The organism is Bacillus sp. YP1, assembly GCF_000877815.1.
Taxonomy (GTDB): Bacteria; Bacillota; Bacilli; order Bacillales; family Bacillaceae; genus Bacillus; species Bacillus subtilis.
Genome location: NZ_CP010014.1, coordinates 2,659,862 through 2,683,576 on the forward strand (window position 1 = coordinate 2,659,862; position 23,715 = coordinate 2,683,576).

Annotated in this window: 24 protein-coding genes; 5 read left to right on the forward strand and 19 right to left on the reverse strand. The window is 45.3% G+C overall.

What is annotated here, in order from left to right:
- Positions 1–231: 231 nt before the first annotated feature.
- The 9 genes from ytxJ to QF06_RS21890 all read right to left on the reverse strand — a co-directional run bounded on the left by ytxJ (position 232) and on the right by QF06_RS21890 (position 8,141).
- Positions 232–558 carry a bacillithiol system redox-active protein YtxJ gene (ytxJ, locus tag QF06_RS13085; protein WP_015714529.1) on the reverse strand — a complete coding sequence of 109 codons (327 nt, stop codon included), beginning with the start codon at positions 556–558 and terminating at the stop codon, positions 232–234.
- A gap of 23 nt (positions 559–581) precedes the next feature.
- Positions 582–1,037, reverse strand: coding sequence for a YtxH domain-containing protein (locus tag QF06_RS13090; RefSeq protein ID WP_004398549.1), 456 nt, complete (start codon positions 1,035–1,037; stop codon positions 582–584).
- Positions 1,038–1,067: 30 nt separating this feature from the next.
- Complete coding sequence (locus QF06_RS13095; RefSeq protein WP_003229276.1) at positions 1,068–1,490, reverse strand: DUF948 domain-containing protein; 423 nt, start codon at positions 1,488–1,490, stop codon at positions 1,068–1,070.
- 161 nt (positions 1,491–1,651) lie between these two features.
- Positions 1,652–2,950, reverse strand: coding sequence for a UDP-N-acetylmuramate--L-alanine ligase (gene murC, locus QF06_RS13100; RefSeq protein ID WP_015714530.1), 1,299 nt, complete (start codon positions 2,948–2,950; stop codon positions 1,652–1,654).
- A 249-nt stretch (positions 2,951–3,199) separates the two neighbouring features.
- Positions 3,200–6,058 carry a DNA translocase SftA gene (gene sftA / locus QF06_RS13105; protein WP_015714531.1) on the reverse strand — a complete coding sequence of 953 codons (2,859 nt, stop codon included), beginning with the start codon at positions 6,056–6,058 and terminating at the stop codon, positions 3,200–3,202.
- 159 nt (positions 6,059–6,217) lie between these two features.
- Complete coding sequence (ytpR, locus tag QF06_RS13110; RefSeq protein WP_003229269.1) at positions 6,218–6,823, reverse strand: YtpR family tRNA-binding protein; 606 nt, start codon at positions 6,821–6,823, stop codon at positions 6,218–6,220.
- 15 nt (positions 6,824–6,838) lie between these two features.
- On the reverse strand, positions 6,839–7,648 hold the full coding sequence (locus QF06_RS13115) for a DUF1444 domain-containing protein (RefSeq protein ID WP_009967991.1): 810 nt from the start codon (positions 7,646–7,648) through the stop codon (positions 6,839–6,841).
- 14 nt (positions 7,649–7,662) lie between these two features.
- Positions 7,663–7,986, reverse strand: coding sequence for a thioredoxin family protein (locus tag QF06_RS13120; RefSeq protein WP_003229265.1), 324 nt, complete (start codon positions 7,984–7,986; stop codon positions 7,663–7,665).
- A gap of 38 nt (positions 7,987–8,024) precedes the next feature.
- Positions 8,025–8,141 carry a hypothetical protein gene (locus tag QF06_RS21890; RefSeq protein ID WP_004399150.1) on the reverse strand — a complete coding sequence of 39 codons (117 nt, stop codon included), beginning with the start codon at positions 8,139–8,141 and terminating at the stop codon, positions 8,025–8,027.
- A 78-nt stretch (positions 8,142–8,219) separates the two neighbouring features.
- Here QF06_RS21890 and QF06_RS13125 point away from each other — a divergent pair, with 78 nt between their 5' ends.
- On the forward strand, positions 8,220–8,666 hold the full coding sequence (locus tag QF06_RS13125; protein WP_003229263.1) for a YtoQ family protein: 447 nt from the start codon (positions 8,220–8,222) through the stop codon (positions 8,664–8,666).
- 54 nt (positions 8,667–8,720) lie between these two features.
- Here QF06_RS13125 and QF06_RS13130 read toward each other — a convergent pair whose 3' ends face one another.
- Positions 8,721–9,794: a M42 family metallopeptidase gene (locus tag QF06_RS13130; protein WP_014480574.1), complete on the reverse strand. Its 1,074-nt coding sequence runs from the start codon at positions 9,792–9,794 to the stop codon at positions 8,721–8,723.
- 158 nt (positions 9,795–9,952) lie between these two features.
- Between QF06_RS13130 and QF06_RS13135 the strand changes: the two genes are divergently transcribed.
- Positions 9,953–10,270, forward strand: coding sequence for a PepSY domain-containing protein (locus QF06_RS13135; RefSeq protein WP_014477682.1), 318 nt, complete (start codon positions 9,953–9,955; stop codon positions 10,268–10,270).
- A 52-nt stretch (positions 10,271–10,322) separates the two neighbouring features.
- On the opposite strand, the gene QF06_RS13140 is transcribed toward QF06_RS13135, so the two are convergent.
- The 3 genes from QF06_RS13140 to trmB form a co-directional block, all read right to left on the reverse strand.
- Positions 10,323–12,023, reverse strand: a complete 1,701-nt coding sequence (locus QF06_RS13140) for an NAD-dependent malic enzyme (protein WP_014480576.1) — start codon at positions 12,021–12,023, stop codon at positions 10,323–10,325.
- 82 nt (positions 12,024–12,105) lie between these two features.
- On the reverse strand, positions 12,106–12,951 hold the full coding sequence (locus QF06_RS13145; protein WP_032726424.1) for a YtnP family quorum-quenching lactonase: 846 nt from the start codon (positions 12,949–12,951) through the stop codon (positions 12,106–12,108).
- A gap of 69 nt (positions 12,952–13,020) precedes the next feature.
- Entirely contained in the window at positions 13,021–13,662 is a 642-nt protein-coding gene (gene trmB / locus QF06_RS13150; protein WP_021480321.1) for a tRNA (guanosine(46)-N7)-methyltransferase TrmB, read from the reverse strand.
- Between the two features lie 206 nt (positions 13,663–13,868).
- On the opposite strand from trmB, the gene QF06_RS13155 reads away from it, so the two are divergent.
- Complete coding sequence (locus QF06_RS13155; RefSeq protein ID WP_041851100.1) at positions 13,869–14,147, forward strand: YtzH-like family protein; 279 nt, start codon at positions 13,869–13,871, stop codon at positions 14,145–14,147.
- Here the strand turns inward: QF06_RS13155 and QF06_RS13160 are convergent, their stop codons facing one another.
- From QF06_RS13160 to thpR, 5 genes are all read right to left on the reverse strand, one after another.
- The gene (locus QF06_RS13160; RefSeq protein WP_009967993.1) at positions 14,148–14,945 is read right to left on the reverse strand and encodes a phosphotransferase family protein; all 798 of its coding nucleotides are present in this window, start codon (positions 14,943–14,945) and stop codon (positions 14,148–14,150) included.
- A 179-nt stretch (positions 14,946–15,124) separates the two neighbouring features.
- The gene (gene pulA / locus QF06_RS13165) at positions 15,125–17,281 is read right to left on the reverse strand and encodes a type I pullulanase (RefSeq protein WP_041851101.1); all 2,157 of its coding nucleotides are present in this window, start codon (positions 17,279–17,281) and stop codon (positions 15,125–15,127) included.
- Positions 17,282–17,306: 25 nt separating this feature from the next.
- Positions 17,307–18,236: a YegS/Rv2252/BmrU family lipid kinase gene (locus tag QF06_RS13170; protein WP_021480323.1), complete on the reverse strand. Its 930-nt coding sequence runs from the start codon at positions 18,234–18,236 to the stop codon at positions 17,307–17,309.
- Between the two features lie 48 nt (positions 18,237–18,284).
- Entirely contained in the window at positions 18,285–19,199 is a 915-nt protein-coding gene (locus QF06_RS13175; RefSeq protein ID WP_003229241.1) for a hypothetical protein, read from the reverse strand.
- A gap of 25 nt (positions 19,200–19,224) precedes the next feature.
- The gene (gene thpR / locus QF06_RS13180) at positions 19,225–19,776 is read right to left on the reverse strand and encodes an RNA 2',3'-cyclic phosphodiesterase (protein WP_014480581.1); all 552 of its coding nucleotides are present in this window, start codon (positions 19,774–19,776) and stop codon (positions 19,225–19,227) included.
- Between the two features lie 148 nt (positions 19,777–19,924).
- Here thpR and cysK point away from each other — a divergent pair, with 148 nt between their 5' ends.
- The gene (cysK, locus tag QF06_RS13185) at positions 19,925–20,860 is read left to right on the forward strand and encodes a cysteine synthase A (RefSeq protein ID WP_003229237.1); all 936 of its coding nucleotides are present in this window, start codon (positions 19,925–19,927) and stop codon (positions 20,858–20,860) included.
- A 33-nt stretch (positions 20,861–20,893) separates the two neighbouring features.
- Here the strand turns inward: cysK and pepV are convergent, their stop codons facing one another.
- Positions 20,894–22,285, reverse strand: a complete 1,392-nt coding sequence (pepV, locus tag QF06_RS13190) for a dipeptidase PepV (RefSeq protein ID WP_029318264.1) — start codon at positions 22,283–22,285, stop codon at positions 20,894–20,896.
- Between the two features lie 96 nt (positions 22,286–22,381).
- On the opposite strand from pepV, the gene pbuO reads away from it, so the two are divergent.
- Positions 22,382–23,680 (forward strand): hypoxanthine/guanine permease PbuO, encoded by a 1,299-nt coding sequence (pbuO, locus tag QF06_RS13195; RefSeq protein WP_003229234.1) that lies wholly within the window; start codon positions 22,382–22,384, stop codon positions 23,678–23,680.
- The last annotated feature ends 35 nt before the right edge of the window (positions 23,681–23,715 follow it).

Sequence of the window (23,715 nt, forward strand, 5' to 3'; positions counted from 1 at the left end):
TTCATCCTTTCCCTGCACATTCATTTTTTATTTTGTAGTTATCATGCATCTTACTATAAGTAATTCCAAATGGAAATACTGAAATACAAAAAATTTTATAAAAACTCTACTTTATTACCCAAACGCTTTTAAGTGATAAAGTAATCTATGAAGCTATCCTACATGATGTGAGGGCAATGTTCAAGGGTTTTTTACAAAAAAAAGCGCCAGATGATATCTGGACGCTTTTTTCTATGACAAATGCTGCTCAATAGCGGCTTCTGTAATTTGTGAATGTGAGGTATGCCATTTCACTTCACCGTTCTGGATGATGAATACCTGAGGGCTTTCATGCTTGACCCCATATGTTTCTGCAATGAAATTGGACAGCGGCCGGGCTTCTTGTACTTGAAGATAGTAAGCCGGCACATCCTCATGCTGATTTGCAAAGGCATCAAACTCATGAAATGCTGCCTGGCTGATCGGGCATGTGGTGCTGTGTTTAAAGAAGACGAAAACGCCTTCCTGTTCTGCAATCCGTTTAAATTCTTCCTCAGATTGAATAAGCTGTTTAGCCATGACTCAAGCTCTTCCTTCCCTGCTCAGCGATTCAACTGCTCAGCCTGTTTTTGTGCATCTTTCAGTTCGTCTTTTACATCTTCTTTCGTCTGGAGGACTTGATCTTTTGTTTCATCGGCTGCCTGCATTGCTTCTTCCCTCATATCCTGCATTGCAGTCGATGAATCCGTTTTGTCAGATTTGGAACGGTCTCTTAAATCCTTTACCTTGTTCATGATCTGCCCAGACTGATCCGCTACAAGCTGTGTGATGTTGGAAGTTTTGTCTTTTGCGATGCTGACATATTGCGTGCCTTTTTCCTTCGCATCTGCCGTCATTTTATCAGTTTTGTCCCGTAAAGCAACAGCTTGGCTGCCAAGATCGTCGCGAAGTTCTTTGCCTGATTTAGGCGCTAGAAAAAGAGCTGTAGTGGCACCGATGATTCCCCCGATTAAAGTTCCGATTAAAAAATCTTTACTATTAATTCCATCTTTGCTCATCATTATTCCTCCTCTTAGTATTTTTTTCTCTTACAGGGCTGATTTTTTCTTTTGCTTCCATTTCTCCCAAATTTCCATTGCTGCTTGACTCCATGTGACAACTTGATTGATCTTATCTTGATTTTCTCTAACTGATGCCGATACAGACCCTGCCGCTTGTTTCATGGATGTATTGAACTGCTGTACAGAAGCTCCCACTCCTTGAACAGCATGAACGACCGTGTTCAGCTTTTCTGATTTTTCCTGAATATCTTCAGCCAGGCGGTTGGTCTTATGTAAAAGCTCGGCTGTTTCAGTTGTGATGCCCTTCATTTGTCCCTCCAGCCCTTCAAGAGTGGATGCGACGTTTTTTAGTGTCAGCTGCAATGACTTCAATGTTTTAGACAAGTAGATCACTAATACGAGAAATGCAACTGCGATGAGTGCAACGCTCAAATAAAGAATAATAATCATCTCAAACCTCCTTGCTGCAGGATATACTGCTGTTTACCCGTTTTCTTCAATCATAAACATGTGTACTGGGCTGTATACATACTATTCTCCGTTATGTAAGAAAATCCTTTAATAAGCTTTCCCATCAGATAAATAAAAAGCAGTGAGATCACTGCTTTTTATTATGCCATGACGTTTTCGTAGGCTCTCATATATTTTTGGATATCTCCTGCTCCCATGAAGATGAGAACGGCTTTATCATGAGCTTTTAAAACAGATGTGTCATCTTCTTCAATCAGCTTGGCATTATGAATTTTTCCCTGGAGATCGCCGATCGTCAGCTTTCCGGCATTCTCACGGGCTGAGCCGAAAATATCGCATAAATACACACAGTCAGCGCCGCTCAGGCTTTCTGCAAATTCGTCAAGGAACTGCTGCGTCCGTGTAAATGTATGAGGCTGAAATACCGCGACAATTTCCCGATCTGGATACTTCTGTCTTGCCGCCTCGATTGTCACTTTTATTTCTGTCGGATGATGGGCATAGTCATCAATCAGCACTTGATCCCCAAGCTGCTTCTCATTGAATCTGCGTTTGACGCCCCCAAAGGATTTGAGAGCATGCTTAATGATGCTGGAATCAATTTCTTCATAATGGCATAACGCAATGACCGCCAATGAGTTTAATACATTGTGGTGGCCGTACGCAGGAATATAAAACGTATCATAGAACGTATTGCGGACAAAGACATCAAAAGTTGTCCCTTCCGTGCTTTTTACGATGTTTCTGGCTTGAAAATCATTTTCTTCCCCCGTGCCGTAATACACAACCGGGACGTTCGCATGGATTTTCGGCAGATGCTCATCGTCTCCGCAGGCAATAATGCCTTTGTTGACTTGAAGAGCCATCTCTTGGAAAGCGTCAAATACATCGTCAATGCTTGAGAAGTAATCAGGGTGATCAAAATCAATATTCGTCATAATCGCATAATCTGGCTGATAGCTTAAGAAATGGCGGCGGTATTCGCACGCTTCAAACACAAAGTATTCGCTGTTTTCATTTCCCTGGCCTGTTCCGTCTCCGATTAAGAAAGACGTCGGTTTTGCGTTTTGGATCACGTGAGCCAGCAGACCCGTAGTCGACGTTTTGCCGTGTGCACCCGTAACGGCAACACTCGTGAATTTTTTCATGTAGTCGCCTAAAAACTTATGATAACGTATCACCGGAATTCCCTCAGACATCGCTTTTTCTATTTCAGGATGCGTGTCTGGGAATGCGTTTCCGGCGATGACTGTCATGCCGGGTTTAATATTTTCCGCTCTAAAAGGAAGAATCGTAATATTTCTTTTTTCAAGCGCTGTTTGCGTAAAAATAAATTTTTCGATATCCGATCCTTGGACAGTATATCCATTATCATGAAGTATTTGGGCAAGCGGACTCATACCGGTCCCTTTTATTCCAACAAAATGATAAACAGTCATAATTGTACCTCCAACAAACGTCTATCTGTTCCCCAGTATATGACGCTCATTTCAATTTGCGACCGCGGCGGCTGAAAAGCCTCCCTTAGCGGCGTATTTTATATGTTTTGTTATGTTTAGTATCAGGTTATTTCTTTCCGATTAAACCCAGATATCAAGATTTGTCTATGCACAGCTGCTGTAAAGCGGCATAGCTGTTAAATGCTCTAAACACTATCATACCATGTTTGGTGTGAAAATGAACCCATATTATTCGTTTATTAAATCACTTGCTGTGATCAGCACCTCTCGAGGCTTGCTTCCTTTTGCCTCAGAGATCATGCCTTCCGCTTCCATCATGTCGATCAGCCTTGCCGCACGATTGTAACCGATTCTGAATCTTCTTTGCAGGCTTGAAGTGCTCGCACTGTTTTGCTCTACAACAAACTCACACGCTTCGTAAAACAGTTCGTCCTCTTCTTTCAGGGCTGATCCTTGTCTTACGAGCTCTTCTTGTTCAAATAAATAGGTCGGCGGCATTTGGCTTCTGACGTGGGAAACGACGCGGTCGATTTCCCGGTCTGACACAAAGTTACCTTGCAGACGGACCGGTTTTCCCGATCCGTTTTCCAAAAAGAGCATATCCCCTTTTCCGAGAAGCTTTTCTGCACCGGCTATGTCAATAATTGTTCGGGAATCAACCTGGCTTGAGACAGAAAAGGCAATTCTCGTCGGGATATTCGCCTTAATCAGACCTGTTATGACATCGACTGACGGACGCTGAGTTGCGACGAGAAGATGGATACCGCACGCTCTGGCTTTTTGGGCGATCCGCGCAATGCTTTCTTCCACATCGTTTGGAGCCACCATCATCAAATCTGCAAGCTCATCAATAATGACAACTAAATATGGCAGCTTTTCACCCATTTGGTGTTCAGCGGTTAATTGATTAAAGCGGTCAATGTCGCGAACACCTGAATGGGCAAAAAGCTCATAGCGGCGCTCCATTTCCTCAACGACCCATTTCAAAGCAGCTGTAGCCGCTTTAGCATCAGTAATGACCGGGCTGACGAGGTGAGGAATTTTATTGTAAGGGGCCAGCTCTACCATTTTCGGATCAATCAGCAGCACCTTTACCTCACTCGGGTCAGCTTTATAAAGCAGGCTGACTAATATTGTATTGATGCATACGCTTTTTCCGGAGCCTGTAGCGCCGGCAATCAAGCCATGCGGCATTTTCTTCAAGTCGATAACAACAGGATTTCCTGAAATATCTAATCCCAGCGCAGCTGTGAGCGGTGACTTGCTTGTCCTGAAAGCTGAGCTGCGAATCATTTGGCGCAAATCAACCACCTTGCTCGTGCGGTTCGGCACTTCAATTCCGATCGTATTTTTCCCCGGAATCGGCGCTTCAATCCGAATATCTCTCGCTGAAAGACTAAGTTTAATATCATCAGACAAGTTGGTGATTTTATTCACCTTTACACCTGGTTCAGGATGCACTTCAAATCTCGTGACAGACGGACCCTGGGTTACATGGACCACATTGGCGCGGACATTGAAGTTTTTCAAGGTCAAATCAAGAAGCTGACGCTGTTCTTCGATCCACGCAGCATCATCTTGAACCTGCGCTGGCGGGACATCAAGCAGTGCAACATTCGGAAATACATAGCTGCCGCGGCGCTCCTCTGCTTTTTGCTGTTTATGCGTATCTCTTTTCAGCATCATCACATTAAAAGGAACGGATGGCCCTTTTTGAGAAGATGCGCTTTGTTCAGTCCTTTTCTCCTGTACACCAGGCCTTTTTTTCGGCTCTTCTGAAGCTTCGCGAGGTTTGTCTGCGCGAATTTCCTGCCGGTTTTCAAGAGTTGCAGTAAACGATTTGGAACCCTGCTCCAAGCGTTCAGTTTTCTCAAGCTCTGTATGGCTGTCTGGCTGAACATCTATCTTCGTTTCCTGAGCCTCTCCCAGGGTGTCATAATGATTATTTATTATGCTTTCTGATGGCTCTTCTGATTCTTTTGCCACAGTTTCTGCTTGAGCCAGAGCCTCTGATGAATACTCATGATCAGTAAATAAAGGCTCTTCCTGACGAATGTCCATTTGTTCTTCTTGAACGAACGGGGACTCAGCACCTTCTGCCGCGTTTTCATGGTGATTGTATACTGGGCTGTCTGACGGCTCTTTTGCTTTTTCATCCTCAGATACTGACTCAGTCTGAGATTCAGGAGCTGTTTGCTCTTCATCATGTTCAGCGGAGAAAACAGGCTCTTCAATTTTCTCTGGCTGCTGCTCCCTTTGTTCTTCCTTAGCCGTTGCAGGCTCTTCGCGGCCTACTTCACTGTCTGAAAGCCCTTCAGCCGCCGTATCTGTGAGCATCTCAGGCGGTGTTTGCTTTTCGGCATGTTCAGCTGGGAAGGAAGGCTCCTCTTTTTCCGGCTGTTGAACGCCTGACTCAAATGGCACTTTGTTACCTGACGGCTCGGCTGGCCGTTTCGCCAGCGCCTCATCATGCTCCGTTTCCTTTCTGTTTAAAACGCCAGAAGGCTGTTTTTTAAATTGGGTATCCGGGAAGAAAGGACTTTCTTTTTTGGAATGCGCCTGTGTGTCTGAAGCAGGATAGCCGCGTTCACGTTCGATCTCTTCTGACAGCAGTGTTACCTTCTCTTTTACCGATTTATCCGGTTCGTTCAATGTTTCAGAAGGCTTTTTCGGCACATCCTTTTTAACAGATGGTTTTTGATTGAATCCATAGACAGGCGAAGGGATATTTGTCGGTTTAAACGGTTTCTTCGCCGGCTCTGCTGCTTGATATGTATGCTGCTCTTCTTCATTTCTGGGACGCTCTCTGTAAGGTGCAGCACTTGGACGAGGCGCGGATTTCGGTTCGTCCGATGGTGTGCGGCGCCTTCTCAGGTCATGATTTTTGTATCCGTCAGGCACGACTGGAAAACGGAATTTGCCTTTTGGATATTCATAATATATTTTAGGATCTTCCAATCTTTTTAATTGTCCTTCAGGATGATGTACTTCTTGTTGCTGCGGAATTTGAGCGGGTTTTGTCTCCCGTTCAGCATCCTCTTCGCTTTCGCCTAAAAACAAATCAAAAAATTTATGAAGCCAACTCATAATTTATCTCTAACTCCCTTATAGTTTTCTGGGACGGTTTTTAGTATACCACTGCTGGTCGGCCCAGAAAAGATTAAGCTATCAGCAGAAACAAAGCCGCTAAACAAGGGCTTAGCGGCTTTTCACATGATTCGTTTTTTTTGGCGGATTTATGGGAGTCTAAAACTGAAATGCGTCTCCCGCCTCATAGTCTCCTTCTAACACAAGGATTCCTTTTTCAGCAGGGGCATCCGGCAAATCAAGCTCTTTCGCTGAGCAGATCATCCCGCTTGACGGAACGCCGCGAAGCTCTGCATCCTTAATGACAAGTCCGCTAGGCATCACAGCACCGACTTTGGCAACGACAACTTTTTGGCCTTGGTCAACGTTAGGCGCGCCGCAGACGATCTGAAGCGTTTCTTCTCCTACGTTGACTTTACATACGCTTAATTTATCCGCATTCGGATGTTTTTCTTTTGATTCTACATACCCCACAACAAACTTCGGAGATAAATCAACGACTAATGTTTCTTCAACGCCGTTTCTGTTTAAAATCTCATTCACATCTTGCACGAATGTTTCTGAGAGCGCAACAGGGCCGTTTTCATCAATGGTCAAGTAAGAAGACGCGTTGAAAATGTTGAAGCCCGTTGTTTCTTTTGTTTCGTTATTGAAAATTTTGACGACGTCGCCGTGTTTTTCATAGCCTAATTGTTCGCGTGTCACATCTTGAAGAGAGATCAGGAGCGTGTCTCCCACACCTTCTTTATTATAAAAAGCGTTCATAAGTAAAAATCCTTTCTAATCCTTTTTCGGACGGCTTTTCGCCAGGATAAACACCGGTTCCAGCTTTCCTTCATTGTACAAAAATGAAAGGGCGGTAATCGGGACGGTGCCGCCTGCAAAGAAGCTCATCGACATTTGTCCTAGAATATCATACCCCGATTCATTCCGGATGTCAGCAAGAATCAAAACGTCCTGATGAGGAACAGAGATCGCCAGCTCCCCTTCTGCATGCTGCTTATACTCATTTAAGATCGCTTCGTTCAAAATCCGGCTTGCGTCGTATCCGTCGTTTGCCCTGAAGAAATAAAAGTAATTGCCGGCAACCGTATCCTCTTTGACAACCGTCGGCAGGGAACGGAGATTAAATGCTGCCGTCTCTCTGATCCGCTCTTTTGTCCAGTTTTCTTTCTCAAGCATGCGCTGGTCAATTAAACGGTAGGTTTTCCCGAGATCGAGCGCGTAATAAATTCTTGTCTCTGCGGTATGATCGTCATAAATGAGCGGGATATCTTCGCTGGACTTGTCCGGGAAGGAAGTCGAGCGGATGACCGGATAAATGCGAGTTTCTTTCCCGGTCATTTCCTGAGCCTTCCCTTCCATTGCCGTCATCGCTTCGGAGACATAGTACACGATCTCATCAATGGCTTCGTCTTTTTTCAGTTCCCATTTTGCAATAATCGGCGGCAAATCGAGTGTAATCCCTTTTTTAGTCGTTTGATCCTCAACACGGAGGGTGTCTTTTTCTCTGTCAAACAGAAAGGAGCGATTCTCGTGCTGAAGGCGCTGCTTCAGTATATCTGACAGCTTCCTTGAGGTCATTTTCAAACCGATGTCCTCCTTTACGCTTTAGCGAGAGAGTCTGTTAAAAACTGTTCAATTTCTTCTTTTGTTTTGCGGTCTTTGCTCACAAAACGATTTACTTCTTTTCCTTCATTAAACACCACAAAGCTTGGGATTCCGTAAATTTCCCACTCTGCACATGTATCAATGAATTTGTCACGGTCTACGTAGTAGTAGGTGAATTCAGGGAAATTCGCTTCCAATTCAGGCAGGAAAGGCTCTACAAAACGGCAATCCGGGCACCAATCGGCTGAAAACATAAATACAGACCAATCATCCTTTACCGCTTTTTCCAGCTCTTGAGTTGATTCAATTTTTTTCATTTCATATCCCTCCAGTTGTTTATGTTCTTACATGTTTTTTATCGATACTCGTCCATTTGGATCATACCAAACTGCTTGAGGCAAAACCACTTATATGCAACGAATGAATATGTAAGATTGGCTTTCCCATTATCATTATCATATTTTATTTGCATTATCAAGCTCGTTTCGTTTAACATCGTGTACATGAGGGTAAAATTTACAGATGGACATACATAAGGAGGGATTTTTATATGGAGTTTATCGTCTATTTAGCAGGAGAAATCCACAGCAATTGGCGCGAGGAAATTAAAGAAAAAACAAAATCACTGAAGCTCCCGATTACGTTTGTTGGCCCAATGGAGAATCATGACCGCTCAGACAATATTGGTGAAGAAATTATGGGCGTACAGCCAAATGCCGTTTTAAAGGATGACAAAGCCTCTGACATCAACAACTTCAGAACCGCCGTCCTGATGAATAAAGCAGACTTTGTGATCGCCCTGTTTGGCGAAAAGTACAAACAGTGGAACACGGCAATGGATGCATCATATGCGATCGCAAAAGGAAAACCCCTGATTATCATCCGGCCGGAATCGCTCCACCATCCTTTAAAAGAGCTTTCCAATAAAGCGAATATTACGGTTGAAACCGTTAACCAAGCCATTAAGGCCCTTTCCTATCTATTTGAAACAGAATAAGAAAAAAGCTTGTCGATCCGAGCTTACTGCTCGTTCAACAAGCTTTTATGAAACCTACATATTTTCTTTAATCGCATCCACCGTCTGCTTATCGCAGGCTGTTACAAGTTTGATGAGCATTTCTTTAGCAGCAGCATAATCATCAATATGAATGATAGAAGCGTTTGTATGAATATAGCGGGAACATATTCCGATAACCGCTGACGGCACACCGCTGTTCGAAATATGAACCTTGCCTGCGTCTGTTCCCCCGCCGGATACAAAATATTGATATGGAATATCATGCGTTTCAGCCATATCAAGAACGAATTCCCTCATTCCGCGATGCATGACTGTCGTTCTGTCAAGAATGCGCAGCAAAAAGCCTTTTCCAAGCTGGCCGAATTCATTTTTGTCTCCGCTCATATCGTTTGCCGGGCTGGCGTCAAGGGCGAAAAACAAGTCCGGTTTAATCATATGAGAAGCCGTCTGCGCACCCCTTAGCCCTACTTCTTCCTGAACCGTTGCACCCGCATAGAGTGTATTCGGAAGCTCTTTACCGTGTAATTCCTTCAGAAGTTCAATGCTTAAGCCGCATCCATATCTGTTATCCCATGCTTTTGATAAAATTTTCTTTTCATTCGCCATTGTCGTAAACGGACAAACAGGCACAATCTGCTGTCCCGGTTTAATGCCGATTTTGATGGCGTCTTCCTTATCATCCGCTCCAATGTCGATCATCATGTTTTTGATATCCATCGGACGGTTTCGCTGCGCATCTGTCAATAAATGCGGCGGTATGCTTGAAATCACACCCGGAACCGGCCCGTTATCTGTTTGAATTTCAACCCGCTGCGCAAGCAAAACCTGGCTCCACCAGCCTCCGAGCGTCTGGAATCTGAGCAGCCCGTTGTCTGTAATGGATGTCACCATGAAGCCGACTTCGTCCATGTGCCCGGCTACCATAATTCTCGGTGCGTCCTCTGCGCCTCGTCTGACTCCGAAAACACTTCCCAGTCTGTCCTGAACGATGTCATCGGCATATTTGGCTAGCTCCTGCTTCATAAAAGCACGAACCTGATGCTCATTGCCCGGCGCGCCGGGAAGCTGCGTCAGTGTTTGGAAAAGCGCTTTCGTTTCTTGATTCATGTTTTCCCCTCATTTCTATGTAGTCCTTTTATTTTATTAGAAACAATGAAGTTTTCCAAGCACCCTGACCCAATCTGCTCGATCAGCCGCGTATTGCTTAACAGGATTTGGCTGTTTCTGTATAATGAAAAGTACGATCAACCAGGAGGTGCTTTATTTTGAAATTGCGTCATCTTCTTTTAGGAGCAGGACTTGGAATTTGTACGGCTGTCGTTGTGAAACAATATGTGATGAAGCCTTATATTTCTTCAGAAAAAGCGCTTCGAATTGTAAAATCTGCTTTTAAGCAGCGGGGCCCGATTGACGGATCATGGATTTACACCCAGCCGGAGCCTTACAATATTAACGGAGAAACGGTACAGGTATACAAAACCGGCATTACACGATCAGCTTTCGGAGAATTAGAACAGTATGAAGTCATGGTGGATGCGAAAACGGGAGAAATTGTTGATGTCATTGATACAATCGCCTCTTAACACCGGACAAGCAAAAAATAGAAGCCGCTGCCTATGCAGCGGCTCTTTTTTATTATATCGCGCGAATCGGTTTGTATACCGGATACCACATCGCATCCTGCACTGCCTGTATAATGTCTTCAGGCTCTTCCGTAGCGACGCCTTCCTTCATTGCGGTTTTTGCAACTTCAACAGCAACGGTTGCCGAAACAGTGCGCAAATCTTCAACTTTTGGAAGCATCGGCGCGCCAGGCACCCCGACATTGACCATACCTGCGATTGCCCGGGCACATGCTTCAAACATGCCGTCGGTAATTAATTTTGATTTTGTAACAATCGTTCCAAGACCGAGACCAGGGAAGACAAGCGCGTTGTTTGCCTGCCCGATATGATACGTAACTCCGTTATATTCAACTGGCGGGAACGGGCTCCCTGTCGTGATCAGCGCACGGCCTTCTGTCCATTCGATTAAATCCTCCGGTTTTGCTTCAGAAAGAGTTGTCGGATTTGACATTGGCAAAATCGCCGGCCGTTTCACATGTGACGCCATTTCTTTTACAATTTCTTCAGTGAAAGCGCCGGAAACTGTAGATGTGCCGATTAGGATCGTCGGTTTCGCCTGCCGGACCACTTCAAGAAGATCAATGCCTCCACCGTCTCCGTTCCGCTGATAATCCTTCACTTCATCAGCCGAACGGGCATACGGCTTTTGGAAATCAAGAAGCTGATCCATATCATCTGTTAACAGCCCGTTTCTGTCTATGCACCAGAAGCGCTTGTATGATTCTTCTTCACTCAGCCCCTCGCGCACCAATGCTTCCCGCAGCTGTTCGGCAATTCCGATTCCTGCCGTTCCCGCTCCGAATATAACAACTCTGTGATCTCTCAGCGGAACTTTAGACGCTTTTGCACAGGATAAGACTGCGGCCAAAGAAACAGCGCCAGTTCCTTGGATATCATCATTGAAGGTACACACTTTATCTTTATAGCGTTTCAAAATGCTTCGCGCGTTTTTCGCCCCGAAATCCTCCCAATGCAGCAATGCATTCGGAAATGTTTCTCTCGCCAGCGCAACGTAGTCGTCAATAAATTGGTCATAACGTTCTCCGCGCACTCTGGAATGCTGGTTGCCGACATAAAGCGGATCGTTCAAGAGGCTCTCCTGATTTGTCCCCGCATCTAAAACAACAGCCAGCACTCTGCTCGGATCAATGCCCGCAGCCGCTGTATAAACCGCCAGCTTGCCAATAGAGATCGCGATTCCTCCGACGCCCCAGTCACCGATTCCTAAAATTCCTTCCGCATCAGTGGCAACAATTAAATCGATCGTATCGCTTTGATCTTTATACTGTTTAAATGCTTCTTTCATACCGTCCGGGTCATCGATTGACAGATAGAGCCCTCGTGGTTTTCTGTATTCATGGCTGTATCTCTGGATTGCCGTTCCGACTGTCGGTGTGTAGACAATCGGGAGCATTTCCCCTAAATGGTCATTTAACAGGCGATAAAACAGCGTTTCATTCCGATCGTGCAGCGCCGTTAAATAGACATTTTTGCTCAAATCGTCAGGCTGTGCGGAATATTGTTCATACGCTCTTTTCGCCTGATCATCAATTGTTAATACCTTGGGCGGCAGAAAGCCTTTTAAACCAAGTTCTTTTCTTTCTTCCTCAGTAAAAGCAACACCTTTGTTCAAAAAAGGAACAGAGAGCACTTCAAGGCCTCTTAATGTTGTTTGAATGTCTCCTTCGTTTGTTACTTTGAATTGTTTCACCCTGCCTCTTCCTTTCTGAGCATAATTAGTACTAGGTTTGCATTATTAGCCGGAAAACATGCAGGGTAAACATAAAAATATGCTATTGCTTCATTCGCTTGACTGAATCTTTGATGCTTCCGTCCTCCTCCCATTGAAGGGCGCGATACTCGGCATCATGATAAAAAATAAACCAAGCGTCTTTTTCTGCTGCGAACGCCTGCCATTTCTGCTTTTGCGGGATAGAGGTCATCGGATAATCATCGTAAGCCAGCACCCATAGCGGATTGCGGTGGGCATGTGTCGGCATCAGATCTGCCATATGTACGGCAGTTTCACCCGCATCCTCGCATATCAGGACACTGTGTCCGTCGCTATGGCCTCCGGTGTGATGCAGTGTAATACCCTCTGTGATCGTTAAGGTGTCTTCAAAGGTTTTGACTTGGCCAGCTACAGCCTCCCAATTTTCTTTCCAATACGTATTTTTCGACCTGATATTCGGATGGCGCATTTCGTCCCATTCAACAGCAGATGTATAAATCACTGCATTCGGAAAGACAGAGACGAGCCGTTCACCTTCATACTCCGTTAAACCGCATGCATGATCAAAATGAAGGTGTGTCATTGCGATCACATCTATATCGGCAACCGTTAATCCGAGTGCAGCTAATGAGGGTTTCACATTCGACTCTTGTGTCACGCCATAGTTTCGTTTTTGTTTATCAGTCAGCTTGCCGGACCCAATTCCGGCGTCAACGATGATATTGAGCCCATCCTTTTGAATCAAAATAGGGTCTGTCCTTAGTTCAATCTGGTTTTTTTCATTGACTGGATATTTTTTAGACCAAAGCGGCTTTGGCACAACGCCGAACATGGCGCCTCCGTCCATATGCGTCACGCCTCCGTCAAGCCAGGTCAACGTGATGTTTCCAATTTTCATTGTTTCCATTTTCATCCCCCCTGTCATCATGGTAGCAAACGGTCCATAAAAAAAACAGACTCCTGTCAGAGTCTGTCTTTACGTTCTCCATTCAACCTCAGCCCGATAGATCGGCTGGCCGAGTGCAGAGAATTTTTCTTCATATTCTGTCATAATATTGCCTTCGAGATTGCTGTTATGCAAATCAAGACTGACGTATGTCAGTAGGAGGCCGTACTCAGAGAAGCTCTTCAAAGAGTACTCAAACAAACCTCGGTTGTCCGTTTTAAAATGAATCGCTCCGCCTTTGCCCATTACTTCTTCATATTTTTTGAGGAAGTGGGAATATGTCAGGCGGCGTTTTTCATGCCGTTTCTTCGGCCAAGGATCAGAAAAGTTCAAGTAGACCCGTTTCACTTCCCCCGGCTCAAACACATCCGTCAGCGTGTCCGCATCTATATTCAGAAGCTTTACATTCTGCGCTTCGCTGTCTTTTACTTTTTGGACGGCTGTCACGATGACGCTTTTAAATAACTCAATACCAATATAATTGATGTCGGGATTTTGTTTGGCCATACCAGAAATAAATTGGCCTTTTCCTGTACCAACCTCGATATGGATCGGATTGTCGTTGCCAAACACTGTGTTCCATTTCCCTTTATAATCAGCAGGATTGCTGATGGCAATATCTGCGTTTTCAGCCAAAAAGTCATCAGCCCAAGGCTTGTGGCGCATTCTCATATGATTGACACCTCTATCTATTATTTCGACTAACAACATACCATGAATTAAAAAGACCCGCAAGCTCGTTTTTCCAGTGTATCTCTCTTAAGGCCGAGCGCATAAAAAAAGAGGGTCCCGTCTGCTGGAACACTCCTTTCACATGTATAAAAACGCTCTGTTTTGAACAATTTAACCCGTATGATACTGAAGGGATGTGTACCGTTATGGGTTTACATTATGAGCATCAAGTTCATTTATTGAAGGATATATTGACTGACCATCAATTGGACTGCTGCGGAACAGTCGCAGAGTACGAGCAGCTTGAGCGTGTGATTAAATCACTGATGGCAAACACCGAGCTTGATTCAAATTTCAAAAACGTACTTGAAGATGTTTACCGCTACAGCCAATCAGGAATATCGTCCAAATCCATCGACTCACACATACAAGAGCATCAGAACAGCCTGTCTCAATGGGTAGAGCAAATGGAGTCGTATTCCTGATTAATCAACAATTCGTTTCATGAGGATATGCAGCTCTTCCATTGCATCATGAAATTCCTTATCATTGCCTTTTGCTTTATGCCAGGCAATGAAAGTAATTGTTTCAGATAACACATACCAAGCCATTCGCAACCGAAGGCTTTCTGTCAGCTCTATGCCGTACATGCTCAGCCAGCTCTCCCAAGCTGGCTTTTCGACGTAGTGGTACAGCAAAGGTCCGAGGTCCATCGCCGGATCAGCGATCATGGCGCCGTCCCAGTCAATTAAATACAGCTGGTTGTCTTCAGACAATAGCCAGTTATTATGATTGACATCACAATGGCAAACGACTTTCTCACCGAAATGCACTTCATGCAGGTGTTCTTCCAAATACTTGATCCCTTCTTGAATCAGCGGCGAAGATTGCTGCACAGCAAATACAGCCTGCTTCAGCTGAGACAAAAGAGCCCCCGGGTTCAGCGGTTCTTTTCCAAGTCTCTTCAGCATGTCCAGCAAGGCTTTTGATGTGTGTATTTTACGAAGCAATTCAGCAACGGGCCGTCCGCTCATGTCTTTAGGCTTCAGCTCTCTGCCGGTCATCCAGTGCTGGGCCGTAATGACGTCCCCATTTTCCATCCGTTTTGTCCAAACCAGCTTCGGAACAATGCCTTCGGCGGATAAAACAGCTAAAAAAGGTGAGCTATTACGTTTTAAAAAAAGCTGCTGCCCGTTATGTTTCGCATAATATGCATCTCCTGTAGCTCCTCCGGCGGGGAAGATCTCCCAATCGCTACCTAGTAATTGTCCCAACCAGTTCATATCAATGTTCAACCCATCATTTCTTAAAATATTTTAGAATTAAGGCTAATCGTTTCTAGTCTATCCAGCGAATGCCTTTTTCGTACGAATCGTATAAAAATAAAAAAGACAGCTATTGAGAGTCTCATATGCTAATCAATAGCCGTCCTTTAAATTTTAGCGCTATAGCACAAACTTCGTCAAGCAAAACTCTTAAGATCTGATGCTAAATATAAGATAACTGTTCCGATGCCGTTTACTGCAACCGTTTTCTTAATTTCTGCCGGGTCTTCCTGAAATCCTGATGGATCACATAAAAGCCGATAAGGTATGTCGTTTGGCAGCCTCCACTCGACGGAGTCAGGACTCGCGTGATGGATAACAATGATATCTTTCCATTCGTCAACCTCGTCAAGATCATAAAGCCTGTATGCGATAAGGTGTTCTTTTAGCGTCAAGCATTCAAGATGGCGCCGGATGTCTGCAGCGGACCTAAGACGGAATGCAGGATGCGCTTTTCTCAGCGAGATCAGCCTGCGGATATAGTGAACATCTTCTTTGAATGTTTCACGGCGATCCCAGTCGAGCTGGTTGATGCTGTCACTGGATTGATAGCTGTTTTCCACTCCCTGCTTCGTCCGGAAAAATTCCTGGCCGCTGTGAATAAACGGCACCCCTTGGGCAAGCAAAATAATCGCGGCTGCAAGCCTTTGCCTGCTTCGCTTTCGGCTGTCATTTTCTTGAGGAAGCGCGAAGCTCATTTTATCCCAAAAGGTGTGATTGTCGTGTGATTCGACATAATTGATGGACTGGCTTGGTTCCGGAACAATCGGTGCTAATGCCTTCCATCCGGAAGACCCGGCAATTCCATGCATCACAGCTTGTGCTGATTCACTGCCGCCAAGCGCAAACCCTGCTGCCTTAAGGTGAAAGGTGTTCCCTTTTACAGCGTCACGAAACATATCATTAAAAAAGCCGATGCCCGGCATTCTTGGCGCGTTCGCCAAAGCAGCTTTCTGTTCATGCGGCAGCGGTGTAGCCAGATCCCACCCTTCTCCAAAAAGCAGGATTCCGGGCTTTGCCTTAGTTGCTTTCTCTTTCATATAAAGCACGGTGTCAATATCTAAAATCCCGAGGAGATCAAAGCGGAAGCCGTCAACATTGTATTCTTCAAGCCAATAGACCACGCAATCCGCAATGAATTTTCTTGCCATCCTTCTTTCTGATGCAATATCATTGCCAACGCCGGTGCCGTTTGACGGCATCCCACATTCGTCGTGCCGGAAAAAATAACCGGGCACTGTCTTTTCAAAGGGGGAATTCTCCCTCTTATACACATGGTTAAAAACAACATCCAGAATGACTCGCAGACCGTGCTGATGCAGGGTATTGATCATTTGTTTCAGCTCTGTTTTTCTCGTTTGAGGATCATGAGGATTTGAGGCATAGCTTCCCTCCGGGGCAAAGAAATGAAGCGGGTTATATCCCCAATTGTATGCATCAAGCGGCTTCTCTTCATCAACTCCGGCAAAATCATTCACCGGCAGAAGCTCCACATGTGTCACACCAAGCTCTTTTACATACGCTAATCCCGAAGAACTGCCATTTGCGGTTTGTGTATCAGTTTCCGTCAGCGCTAAGTATTTTCCCTTGTTTATCATGCCGCTGTTTTCATGGATGGAGAAGTCGCGAAGGTGCGTCTCATAGATGACGGCATCCACAGGGTGTGAGAATGGTTTAAGAGGAGCAGTCCATTTCATTTGATCCGGGCGCAAGACGACGCCCTTCTCTCCATTTACAGTCACAGCCTTGGCATACGGGTCAACTGTTTCCATCCATTCTGAATTGTTGCAGATGCAAAACAAATACTCATATCCGTGAAGGTCACCTGTGACCGTAACGGCATAGACGCCTTTTTCCAACCGAGTCATTTGGAATGTGCACCCGCTTTTATTGGGGTGTGAAAGCTTGACAGCAGCTGAGGTTGCAGCAGGCGCCCATACTTTAAATACGGTATGATCCGCGGTATAAACGGCGCCCAGCTCTCCGTCATAATAAAATTCGTCATCAAACGCAGACGTCCGGATGACCGCGCCAATTTGGAGATCCGTTTTGTGGCCGCTGGATGCTCTGACGCAATGGATTTTTCCAAATGTCACAGGATGGTCGGATACGCAGACGTACTTGTATTTTGCTTCAAGGGAGTATTCCTCCCTGACAGCCAGAGGAAAAACTGTTGTTTCTGTCTCAAGCCGAAACGGCGGTGTCATGATTCCCTTTTGTTCAGCAGGAATCAGAACAGTAATGATATTCATGTCATCGACATACGCTTCGAAGCTGCGGCGGATGCTGACCATCGGAAGCTCTCTCCTTCAAACACGTTTATGTTTTGATCCTTAGGGGTGAAGGACTAGAAGCCAGACGAAACGGGGTAGTGCCCATGATTTCTCCGTCAGCATGGAACGGGATTTTGTCCTTCGTGTAAAATGTAATGTCCTTCGCTTTAAACATCGTAACGCCATCCATCTTTGTATGTTTTCCAAATGCCATGAGACATAAAAGCCAATATTTTTTCAAAAACGGCTGGTTTTCAACGATTACAATATCAAATGTCTTCTCGCGCGGATTTGCTAGGGGCGCCGCCTTCATGCCTCCCCCGTAAAACGGATGGTTGGATACAACGGCAAACCAGACATCATGAAATTCGAGCGTCTCGTCTTCCGTCGTACAAGCTAACGTAAACGGCTTAAAGGTTGCCGAAGCGTGCAAATGAGAAAGCGGATACACAAGAAATCGAAGGCGGAGAAAAAGAAAAACCCGTCTCAACGGAAATTCCATCGCCTTTTTATTGACATATGCGTCAAACCCGATCCCGATATGATTCATAAAATAAAGAATCTGTGATTTATCCTGAAGGAAATTGACGCTCCCTAAATGAAAGGTTCTTGTTAACGGGCGCTTTACCTTCTTGATTTCCTGTATCAGATCGATTTTTTTAATAGAGAATCCTCGCGAAAAATCATTATATGCGCCCGCCGGCACAAAGCTCAGCTCAATATCGTCAACATCTTTCAGCCCGTTGACAACTTCATGCATGGTTCCGTCTCCGCCAATGACGATCAGGCGCTTCAGCTTATATTCTTGTATCGTTGAAATCTGTCTGGCGAGCACCTCGGCGTGTCCCGGATGTTCAGTTAAAAATGAACGGTGCTCAACCTTTCGTTTGATCAATTCTTTTTGAATGGACTTCCAAACACGCAGGCCGTTTCGATGTCCTGCTGTCGGGTTAATAATAAAAAACCAATGGCTCATCTTTCTCACCTGCTTATGTTATGAGAAAACCGCTCAAATCGTTCTCTTTTACTCCAGCCACTCCTGTCTGCGATAGGAGTCAGACATGCAGTAAGACAATAGAGCCTTTGCAGCCTTTACCTGATGATGTTTGATCGGAGCAGTGTTTTTCTTCTGCCGCTCAATCCATTCTTCCGCGCTCCGCTTATCCGCTATTTCTAAGCCGTATGGCGGCTCCGGGTAATCGATGTACGACGTTCTGCTCAGAAGCAATTTTCGAACCGGAATCTCAGCCTGTTTTTCCTTTACGATCTTTGACACAACCGAGTCCGTACGAAACAGGCTAAGCCCTGGATTTAACACTGATGCAGTCTGAGAGGCTGTTTTCTTGTCCCAAAAACGATTTTTAGACCCTATGTAGACACTGTCTTCCTCAGCCTCTAAAAAAGAAACGCAATAAATTTCCAGAGGAGAAATAATCACAATGCTTAATTCAACCGCCGCCTGCTGAATTTTCAGCACAGGCTTATACATAATAAAATAAGAATCAGGCAGCTGCTGGGTCAGATAACGCAAAATGCGGTCCTGCTTCACCTGGTTTGAGAGTTGAGATATTTCTGAAAGAGTAGAGCTTGCCCATTTGAGCTGAAAATCATATAAATGTCTTTTATAAAAAGAAGCAAGCGCCACCCTGCTCTTCGGGAGCCTTACATGAATATCTTCTTCGTCCTCAAACCATTGGTGTCTCTCTTCTTGTATATCGGCTTTTATCTCTTCTTTTCTTCTTTTCAATGAAAATTTTTTTCGTTTCTGCACCGGTTCCGGTTCTTCAGCACTGGCTTGCCTTTCTTCATGCTGTCGCTCCGCTGCTTCTACTAGTGAAAGCCAGCGCTCTTTTTTCAGACGTACAAACTGGTTGATATAATGGTACGGATCAAGCTCATATCTTGATATATAATCATGAATTTTGATGATTTGTGCCATGTTTGTTTCTCCACTCCGCAATGAATTAAGATAATTGAAATTTGAATATTTCCTCGTATTTTGGTGATTGGTTCAAGTGTATTTGAAAGAGCGAAAATCGTTCAGCCATCATCGAAACTTCGCCGCTTTCAAACGGAACATGAGCTGGAAATCCATTTTCGCCTGTCCATTTTCTTGCCAGCGTCATATGAGGATGATACGGTCTTTTTTCCACTTGAAAGCCGGCCTGAAGTACAGCCTGCTTCGTATGTTCCCGCAGTCTATCAAGCGTTTTGTTTTTCTTTGGCTCCAGATGTAAAACGCGCGGCCTTCTGCGGTCGCCGAATACATCTATCTTGTCAAACTCAATTGAAAATGGGTCAATTTCTGAAGCAATCTCTGCTAGCGAACCTTCAAGCTTCTTTATTTGTGTCTCATCCGCCGCTCCGAGAAAAATTAACGTGATATGATAGTCAAGCGGGTGCACCCATTTTTGAAACGTCAATATCGGTTCGTTTTTCGCAGCCTGGTAGATCGGATTTGCAATTCCCTCAGGTATGGGAACGCCGATGAAATAATGAGGCCGTATATCTGGCATCCGTCTGACACTCCCTTCTTTGACAGCTATTATTTTATCAATAAAGAGGCTGTGCGGATAGAGGAACAGTGTATGAAAACACTCTCGCACAAACGTTTATTATGTTAGGATATTATATGACACTTGTTTTATTCAGAAAGGAATGACAATGTTGAAAATCGTTGCAAACACAGCTGATCTGATAGGAGATACACCGCTAGTGAGATTGAATAGGCTTCAGCCGGAAAATGCGGCACAAGTCTATTTGAAGCTTGAATTTTTCAATCCGAGCGGCAGTGTGAAAGACAGAGCCGCTTATCAAATGATCATAGAAGCTGAACAAAACGGTTTACTCAAGCCGGGATCAGTTATTATAGAGCCGACAAGCGGAAATACCGGAATCGGGCTCGCCATGAATGCGGCAGCACGCGGATATAAAGCAATCTTAGTTATGCCTGATACGATGACGAAGGAACGGATCAACCTACTTAAAGCTTACGGTGCAGAGGTTGTGTTAACTCCCGGAGAGGAAAGAATGCCGGGCAGCATCAAAAAAGCGAAGGAGCTTGCCGAACAAATTCCGAACAGCTATATTCCAATGCAGTTCGATAACACTGCTAATCCTGATGCGCACCGGAAAACAACAGCGCCTGAAATCGCCCGGGCAATAGAGGAAATCGGAAAACCGCTCGGCGCTTTTGTCGCCTCCTCTGGAACGGGCGGAACCATTACCGGAACAGGTGAGGCGCTCAAAGAGCTTTTTCCGGATATCACGGTTCATGTTGTTGAGCCAGCGGGTTCGCCTGTATTATCCGGCGGAAAACCTGGCGCGCATAAACTTGTAGGAACGAGCCCAGGCTTTATACCGCCGATTTTAAATGAAGACGTTTATGATGAAATTATCAAAATCTCTGATGAAGACGCGTATACGACGACAAGACGGCTTGCTGCTGAAGAAGGAATTCTTGTCGGTCCTTCATCAGGCGCTGCCTGCTTCGCGGCAATCGAAACAGCGAAACGCCTCTCTCCTGACAAAGTTGTGGTCTGCATGACAGCTGATACAGGAGAACGGTACTTATCAACTGATTTATGGTCATTTATTTAAAAAAAGGACTGGCTTCAGCAGAAGCCGGTCCTCTTATTTTGCAAGCTCGTAAATGGCCTGAGCATATAACGCTGTCGATCTCAGCAGGTCATCAATTTCGATATATTCATCCTTTTGGTGTGCGCTGTCAGGACGTCCGGGGAACAGCGGGCCGAACGCGACACCGGCTTTTAAGGATCTCGCATATGTCCCCCCGCCGATTGAGATTAAGTCAGCTTTTTTACCCAGCTGGCCTTCATAAACCTTTTGCAGGGTTTTGACTAACGGATGATCTGCGGACACGTGATGCGGCTTGCTGTCTTTGAATTCTCCCAGATCAAATTCAGATGCACTTTCGAATGCATCGCGAATCGCTTTGCTTTCTGCTGTCACAGGATAGCGGATATTGATCCCGAGCTCGCCTCCTTGCCCTTCTTTATAGCGCAGTGTTCCGACATTTAATGTCAGCTCACCGCTGATTTCATCCTCACAGTCGATGTCCAGTTTTTTTCCTCTAGTATCACCTGAGAACTTATCTGTCACAACTTGCACAAACCGCTTTCCTGCATCGTCAAGCTCAGTCTGCTGGAGAAATTCGCACAATAAAATACCGGCATTGATCCCATTGTTCGGTTCCATCGCATGGCAGGAAAGACCGTACATACGCAAAATGAGCTGTCCGTTCTCTATTGCAGCTTCCCCTTTTTGGTCCGTCGTGCGGAGCATGTCTTTAAATGAAGACAGAATCTCTTCATTTTTCGGCCCTTCAATGACAGCTTCCGCAGCATCAGGCACCATGTTCAAACGAAGGCCTGATTGAAACGAGACAAGCACTGCCTTTGGTTCTGCTTGATTTGGACGGTGTGGAATAAGTAAAGAAGCATCGATGATCCCTTTTTCCGCATTAATGATCGGAAAATCGGCGTCAGGCGCAAAGCCCATTGTTGGCATTTCTTCATGCTTGAAATAATGCTCTACGCATCTCCAATCACTTTCTTCATCTGTTCCGATAATCATTCTGACTCGCTTGGACAGGGGCAGATTCATGTCTTTCACGATTTTCAGCGCGTAGAATGCCGCCATTGTCGGGCCTTTGTCATCAATGGCGCCCCTTGCATAAATCCGTCCGTTGCGGATTTCAGCTGAAAATGGATCACTCGTCCACCCATCTCCCGGCGGCACGACGTCAACATGGCAAAGTACGCCGATAATGTCATCGCCCTCCCCCCATTCAATATGACCTGCGAAGCCGTCAAGATTTTTTGTTGTAAAGCCTTCTTTTTCTCCAAGCTCCAGCAATGAAGTCAGGCTGGCGTTTACCCCTTCTCCAAACGGTTTACCGGGTCCGGCGGTTGTTTCGTCCATGACACTATTGATTCTCAAAAATTCCTGCGTATCACGAATTAAATCCTCTTTTTTTCTGATCACTTCAACTTCCCAGTTCATAATGATCCCCTTTCCGCAAGAAATGACTTGCAAAAACCAAATAAAACGAATAATATTAATGGTGTTTTGTTAAAACGTTCGTAATTGGAGGATACTATGTTTCATCTAAAAGAGCAGCAAACATCCATAAAGCAAGAAATCATAGCAGGGCTGACGACCTTTTTCACAATGGTCTATATCGTCGTGGTCAATCCGGTCATTCTGGCTAACGCCGGGGTTCCTTTCGACCAGGTGTTCACCGCAACGATTATTGCCTCCATTGTCGGAACGCTGTGGATGGCCCTGGCAGCAAATTATCCGATTGCTATTGCACCCGGCATGGGCTTGAACGCTTATTTAGCCTTTCATGTCGTAAGCGCAAGCGATGGCGGCATCACGTACGCAACAGCTTTCAGCGCAGTATTTACAGCAGGGGTTCTCTTCATTATTCTATCGTTAACGCCTTTAAGAAAACAACTTATAGAAGCGATTCCAAACAATTTAAAATACGGGATCACAACAGGGATCGGGCTGTTTATTGCTTTTATCGGTTTGCGTCAAGCGGGCATTGTGGCAGCTGATGAGTCAAACCTGGTCACTCTCGGCAATCTGCATTCACCCGGTGTTATCTTAACGCTGGTTGGCCTTTTGATCAGTGTGGTCCTGATGGTGCTGAATGTTAGCGGCGCTTTATTTATCGGAATGGCAGCTACCGCTTTGATCGCCTTTTTCACCGGTCAGCTCCATTTTTCAAAGGGATTTATGTCACTTCCTCATTTGCCGGAAGGATTGATGATCTCAAATCCATTTACCGCTTTTGGCGATGTCATTCATCACGGCCTGTACGCTGTCGTCTTTTCTTTTCTATTAGTCACCATTTTTGATACGACAGGCACGATGATCGGAGTTGCCGAGCAAGCCGGGCTGATGAAAAACAACAAGCTGCCTAACGTGCGAAAAGCGCTGCTTGCTGATTCAACAGCGACGACAGTAGGAGCTGTTTTCGGCACAAGTCCGACAACCGCATTTATCGAATCTTCCGCCGGTGTCGCAGCCGGGGGAAGAACGGGGCTTACGGCTTTGACTGTCGCGGTGATGTTTGCGGCTTCAATGTTTTTCAGTCCGCTTGTCAGCGCCTTGTCCGGTATAGCCGCCATCACCTCACCTGCTTTGATTATCGTCGGCAGCTTGATGATGGGCTCGGTTTCCAATATGAACTGGAAAGAGATGGACGAGGCATTTCCAGCGTTTCTCGTCATTCTGGCCATGCCTTTGACATCCAGCATTTCTACAGGAATTGCGCTTGGCTTTATTTCATATCCGATCGTAAAAGCGGCGCGGGGAAAATGGAGAGAGATTCATCCGCTCGTCATCGTTTTCGCCATTCTGTTTTTCATCCAGCTGTTTATTTTATAACATAGACCAAAAAACCCAAACGTCGTCGTTTGGGT

Excerpts from the sequence above, each read along its gene's own strand:
- QF06_RS13155 (WP_041851100.1), top strand. The coding sequence starts at position 13,869 with ATGGGTTTACATTATGAGCATCAAGTTCATTTATTGAAGGATATATTG.
- pepV (WP_029318264.1), bottom strand. The coding sequence starts at position 22,285 with ATGAACTGGGAAGTTGAAGTGATCAGAAAAAAAGAGGATTTAATTCGT.
- pbuO (WP_003229234.1), top strand. The coding sequence starts at position 22,382 with ATGTTTCATCTAAAAGAGCAGCAAACATCCATAAAGCAAGAAATCATA.
- ytxJ (WP_015714529.1), bottom strand. The coding sequence starts at position 558 with ATGGCTAAACAGCTTATTCAATCTGAGGAAGAATTTAAACGGATTGCA.
- QF06_RS21890 (WP_004399150.1), bottom strand. The coding sequence starts at position 8,141 with ATGCAAATAAAATATGATAATGATAATGGGAAAGCCAATCTTACATAT.
- QF06_RS13095 (WP_003229276.1), bottom strand. The coding sequence starts at position 1,490 with ATGATTATTATTCTTTATTTGAGCGTTGCACTCATCGCAGTTGCATTT.
- murC (WP_015714530.1), bottom strand. The coding sequence starts at position 2,950 with ATGACTGTTTATCATTTTGTTGGAATAAAAGGGACCGGTATGAGTCCG.
- QF06_RS13175 (WP_003229241.1), bottom strand. The coding sequence starts at position 19,199 with ATGGCACAAATCATCAAAATTCATGATTATATATCAAGATATGAGCTT.
- QF06_RS13145 (WP_032726424.1), bottom strand. The coding sequence starts at position 12,951 with ATGGAAACAATGAAAATTGGAAACATCACGTTGACCTGGCTTGACGGA.
- trmB (WP_021480321.1), bottom strand. The coding sequence starts at position 13,662 with ATGAGAATGCGCCACAAGCCTTGGGCTGATGACTTTTTGGCTGAAAAC.
- QF06_RS13130 (WP_014480574.1), bottom strand. The coding sequence starts at position 9,794 with ATGAATCAAGAAACGAAAGCGCTTTTCCAAACACTGACGCAGCTTCCC.
- QF06_RS13170 (WP_021480323.1), bottom strand. The coding sequence starts at position 18,236 with ATGAGCCATTGGTTTTTTATTATTAACCCGACAGCAGGACATCGAAAC.
- QF06_RS13120 (WP_003229265.1), bottom strand. The coding sequence starts at position 7,986 with ATGAAAAAAATTGAATCAACTCAAGAGCTGGAAAAAGCGGTAAAGGAT.
- QF06_RS13125 (WP_003229263.1), top strand. The coding sequence starts at position 8,220 with ATGGAGTTTATCGTCTATTTAGCAGGAGAAATCCACAGCAATTGGCGC.
- thpR (WP_014480581.1), bottom strand. The coding sequence starts at position 19,776 with ATGCCAGATATACGGCCTCATTATTTCATCGGCGTTCCCATACCTGAG.
- QF06_RS13160 (WP_009967993.1), bottom strand. The coding sequence starts at position 14,945 with ATGAACTGGTTGGGACAATTACTAGGTAGCGATTGGGAGATCTTCCCC.
- cysK (WP_003229237.1), top strand. The coding sequence starts at position 19,925 with ATGTTGAAAATCGTTGCAAACACAGCTGATCTGATAGGAGATACACCG.
- ytpR (WP_003229269.1), bottom strand. The coding sequence starts at position 6,823 with ATGAACGCTTTTTATAATAAAGAAGGTGTGGGAGACACGCTCCTGATC.
- pulA (WP_041851101.1), bottom strand. The coding sequence starts at position 17,281 with ATGGTCAGCATCCGCCGCAGCTTCGAAGCGTATGTCGATGACATGAAT.
- QF06_RS13090 (WP_004398549.1), bottom strand. The coding sequence starts at position 1,037 with ATGAGCAAAGATGGAATTAATAGTAAAGATTTTTTAATCGGAACTTTA.
- sftA (WP_015714531.1), bottom strand. The coding sequence starts at position 6,058 with ATGAGTTGGCTTCATAAATTTTTTGATTTGTTTTTAGGCGAAAGCGAA.